Source organism: Streptomyces sp. ATLC9, from assembly GCF_057196705.1.
The window spans coordinates 1-4352 of sequence record NZ_JBXUOY010000366.1; the positions used below are offsets into that span (position 1 = coordinate 1).

The window sequence follows — 4352 nt, forward strand, 5'->3', positions numbered from 1 at the left end:
CCCCCCGGCCCCCCAAAAACCCACAACGGGGGGCAACCAGCGAGTGCGACGACACCCGCACGCCAGGTGGTTCACCCTCAAAAGATCCGCAGGCATCCCAGCGCGCCCCGCGGACCGAGTCCTCTGTGCCGGCGTTGTTCTCGTCGCAGGGGCTTTGAGAAGTTCCGAGGTGGGCGGTTCGCCTGCTGAGTTCCGGATGCGACGGCTTGTCGACTTCTGCCGGCCGCCGTCCTGGACGCGGAACGGGCGTGGCCCTGGTGATCACGTGGTGTCGAATCCGTGTGAGCACCGAGCGAGTCCATGCCTGCGCACCATCCTAACGCCTCACCGGTTCATGGAAGGCGGTCTCCTGGCACACCTTCCGGCAGATGTACGGGATGCTCTTCGGCCCTTCGCGTTCCGTCCGGGCGGCGGGGCTCTTTGGCCTCACGCCGACGAGCCGAGGTCGGTAGGTGCGGGGGTATGGGTGCCCGCTCCTCGTGGGTGAAGCCGTCCGGCAGGTGCACTCCCCGTAGCCCGCGGCCTTCAGTAGCATCGGCCCCCGGGACTTCACGGCTCGGCACGGCCGCGCGGACCACCCCCCGTGCTCCTGGGAGCGATCGGGGAAGGCCGGACGTCAGGGGGTGATGTGTGAGAGTGCTTGTCGTCGGCGGGAGCGGGTTCCTCGGGTACGAAGTGCTCCGCCGGGCCGTGGCCGCCGGATGGGACGTGGCCGCGACCTACCGGACCCGCCCGCAGGACCTGCCGTCGGTCACCTGGTACCGGACCGACCTGCGTGACCTGGGGCGGATGGAGGAGGTCCTGGTCCGGGCCCGCCCGGCCGCGGTGATCAACACGGCCGGCGGGCACGCCGACTGGGCGGTCACGGCCGACGGTGCGGCCCGGCTGGCCCTGGAGGCGGCGCGGGCCGGGTGCCGGCTGGTCCACGTCTCCTCCGACGCGGTGTTCTCCGGGGCCGACGTCCACTACCGCGAGGACGCGCTCCCCGATCCCGTCTCCCGTTACGGAGCCGCCAAGGCCGCGGCGGAGACGGCCGTCAGGGTGGCGGTGCCCGGGGCCGCCGTGGTGCGTACCTCGCTCATCGTGGGGCACGGCCGGTCCGCGCACGAGAAGACCGTGCACGCCCTCGCGGCGGGTACCCGTACCGGCGTCCTGTTCACGGACGACACCCGCTGCCCGGTCCACGTCGACGATCTGGCCTCCGCGCTCCTGGAGATCACGGAGTCGGAAGGGTCCGGTGTGTTCCACGTGGCCGGACCGGACGCGATGAACCGTCACGACCTGGGCGTCCTCATAGCCCGGAGGGACGGACTGGACCCCGCCCGGCTGCCGGCGGGACTGCGCAGCGATGTGGACCCGCCGGGGGGTCTGGACATCCGGCTCGTCACCGACGCCACCCGGGGCCGGGTCCGCACCCGCCTGCGGGGCGCGCGTGAATTCCTCGGCGCCGACCGCCCGTGAGCCGGCCCGCCGCCGCCCGGCGCGTCCGGCGGCGGTCGAGGAAGTCACCCCGCGCCGGTTCGCCTCTCGATAAAGTGATGATCCCGGCCGCCTTCGGACGTCCACGCGGATCCGCCCGACATCGACGGAGCCGGTGCGGCAGGTGGCGAACGGCCGCCGGAACGTGGTCCCCGGGCGCAGCGGTCCGGGGAGGCAACGCAATGGTGTCGGCGAAGAAAGCACCAAGGCGATACGTCGGTCCAGCTCGTCGTGTCGGTCGGCACATCAGTCATGGCTCTTGTCAAAAAGGAAGTGTGACTGCATGGTTGACGATAAACCCGCAGGGTATGGTGCGCATCTGCCAACCGGCGGCCATCCCGCCCTGGACCTCGAGAGGATCCTCGGCCGACAGCGGGTGAGAACCGATCTCGCGAGCAGCGCCGAATTCCTGCGCGGTCGGCGGATCCTGGTGACCGGTGCCGGCGGCTACATCGGTTCGGAGCTGTGCCGGCAGCTCAGCCGGTGGGAACCCGGAAGCCTGATGATGCTCGACCGCAACGAGACGGCCCTCCACCTGGCGGCCGACAGCGTCGCGAGCGGTCCCGCGTCGGTGCGCCCCGGCATCCTTCTCGCCGATATCAGGGACTCCAGGGGGCTCACGCGGCTCTTTCGCCGGCGCCGGCCGGACATCGTCTTCCACGCGGCGGCCCTCAAGTGGGTTCCCATCCTGGAGGAGTTCCCCGGTGAGGCCGTCAAGACGAACGTCTTCGGAACCCGGGCCGTCCTGGACGCGGCGCTCGCCGCGGACGTCGCGTTCCTGGTGAACATCTCGACCGACAAGGCGGTCGACCCGGTCGGGGTGCTCGGATACTCCAAGCGCATAGCCGAGGGACTCACCGCGGCGGCCGCCATCGGGGCGGGCAGGCCGTACGTGAGCGTGCGGTTCGGCAACGTGCTCGGCTGCCAGGGGTCCTTCCTCGACGTCTTCGCCCGCCAGGTCGCGGCCGGAAACCCGGTGACGGTCACCCACCCCGGGATGACGCGTTATCTGATGACCGTGCAGGAGGCCGTGGAACTGGTCATCCAGTCGGCCGCGCTGGGCAGCGTCGGTCACGCCCTGGTACTGGACATGGGGGAACAGGTCCGGATCCTCGACATCGCCCGAAGGGTCATCGCGCAGGCGGGCGCGGAGCTTCCGATCCACTACGTCGGACTGAGACCGGGGGAGAAACTCACCGAGTCCCTGGTGGCCCCCTCCGAGACCCCGGTCCGGTACGTGCACCCGAAGATCATGGAGGTGCCGGTACCGGCCCTGAAGGCCGGGTACGGCCCGGACCTCGACGCCTGGGGGGAGGACCACGCCGTCGTCGCCGCTCTGCGGGCCACCTGCCGGGCGATGGAGAGGGACCCCGTGGCGCCGGAACCCGGCCACCGGCTGGTCTGAGCACGGGCGGACGGTGCGCCGGACCCGTCCGGCGCACCGTCTCGCGGGGGCCGTGCTCCCTCCCTCACGGGTGCCGGAAGCCGGACCTCACAGGTACCGGACACCCTGCCGCACGCTTCCCGCCAGGAATCCGGCCAGCCGCGCCCCGTAGCGGACGTAGCGGCGGCGCAGCGCGGGCGACCGCACCAGGTCCGGAACGTGCAGCACCAGCCAGCACCAGTTCATGACGACCACACGGCCCTCTCGCCGCCGGAACCCGGCGCGGCGGTACGCGGCGTACAACTGGGCGCCGGAACGGCCGTAGTTCCACTTCTGCCGTGCCAGCGCGGCCAGTTCCTCCCGCAGCCGGTAGTGCATGGTGGCGTCGCCCGCGTAACGGACGAGGTAGCCGCAGAGCTGGGCGCGCCAGGAGAGGTCCATGTCCTCTCCGCCGCCCCGGTAGCGCTCGTCCCATCCGCCCATCGCCGTCAGGACGTCCTTCCAGGCGCCGCAGTTCGCCCCCCGGGCGAACGGCAGGAAGTCCGTCTGCGAGTCCATCGGCAGGGGCTGCTCGTCGGCGTGGGCCGGGCTGAGCACGGACGTGTCCAGGCCGCCTCCGACCAGGTCGGCCTCCTTGGCCGCCTCCGTCATCGCGGCCAGCCAGCCGGGGCCGGCGATGTCGTCCGCGTCGCAGAACGCGACGAAATCGCCGCGCGCCGCGGCGATGCCCCGGTTGCGGGCGTGGCTCTCCCCGGGGCGGTCGGACGCGTCGACGATCCGCAGGTCCCGCAGCGCGGCGCGGGCCTGCTCGGCCACCTCGCGGGTGGCGTCCGTCGAGCCGTTGTCCACGACCAGGACCTCGTACGGAACGGCACCGTCCTGCCGGGACAGGGCGGTCAGCTGGGCGGCGAGCGTGCGGGCGCCGTCGCGCACCGGGACGACCACCGACACCAGCCGGGGCACGCCTCTGTCGCGCGGTGCGGCGGCGGGCGGCCGGTATCCGTGCCGGACCAGACGGGCACGCCGGACGAGGCGCATGCCGGGATCCACGGCGGTGGCCGGGTCCCCGGCGCTGCCGGTCCGCCGGCGGACCAGCAGCATGGGCACGGCGACCCAGGCCGCCGTGACGCGGTCCGCGTCCAGCAACTCGCGCCGCACCAGGTAGGGGCCGTCGAGGAGATCCCCGGGAGAGGGCGGGGAGCCGACGGCCGGGGACGGCAGGGTGAATCCGTCCACGAGACCGTCGTCCCGCAGCCCCAGTGTGCCGCACTGCACCAGAGCGACCGGGGCGCCGTCGTCCCCGCCGTCGCGGGCCGCCCGCGACATGCGCTCCAGGCAGTGGGGGAGGGGCTCGTCGCCGCCGTGCAGCACGGCGACGTACGGCGCCCGCGCGTTCCTGGCCGCGTCGACACACGCCGGTCCGAGTTCCTCGCGGGCACACCGCACGACCCGTACGGCCGGTGCTCCCGCGTCGTGCGGGGCCCCGCAC

General features: G+C 72.7%; 3 protein-coding genes. 2 read left to right on the plus strand and 1 reads right to left on the minus strand.

Annotated elements, in window-relative coordinates; all coding sequences use genetic code 11:
* Window positions 1–630: 630 nt before the first annotated feature.
* Together AC2CJA_RS24675 and AC2CJA_RS24680 are read left to right on the plus strand one after the other, a co-directional pair.
* The gene (locus AC2CJA_RS24675; protein ID WP_484604889.1) at window positions 631–1461 is read left to right on the plus strand and encodes an SDR family oxidoreductase; all 831 of its coding nucleotides are present in this window, start codon (window positions 631–633) and stop codon (window positions 1459–1461) included.
* Between the two features lie 394 nt (window positions 1462–1855).
* Window positions 1856–2884 (plus strand): polysaccharide biosynthesis protein, encoded by a 1029-nt coding sequence (locus tag AC2CJA_RS24680; protein ID WP_484604890.1) that lies wholly within the window; start codon window positions 1856–1858, stop codon window positions 2882–2884.
* 87 nt (window positions 2885–2971) lie between these two features.
* On the opposite strand, the gene AC2CJA_RS24685 is transcribed toward AC2CJA_RS24680, so the two are convergent.
* Window positions 2972–4352, minus strand: a 1381-nt coding sequence (locus tag AC2CJA_RS24685; RefSeq protein WP_484604891.1) for a glycosyltransferase family 2 protein, incomplete at its 5' end; no start/stop codon positions are given.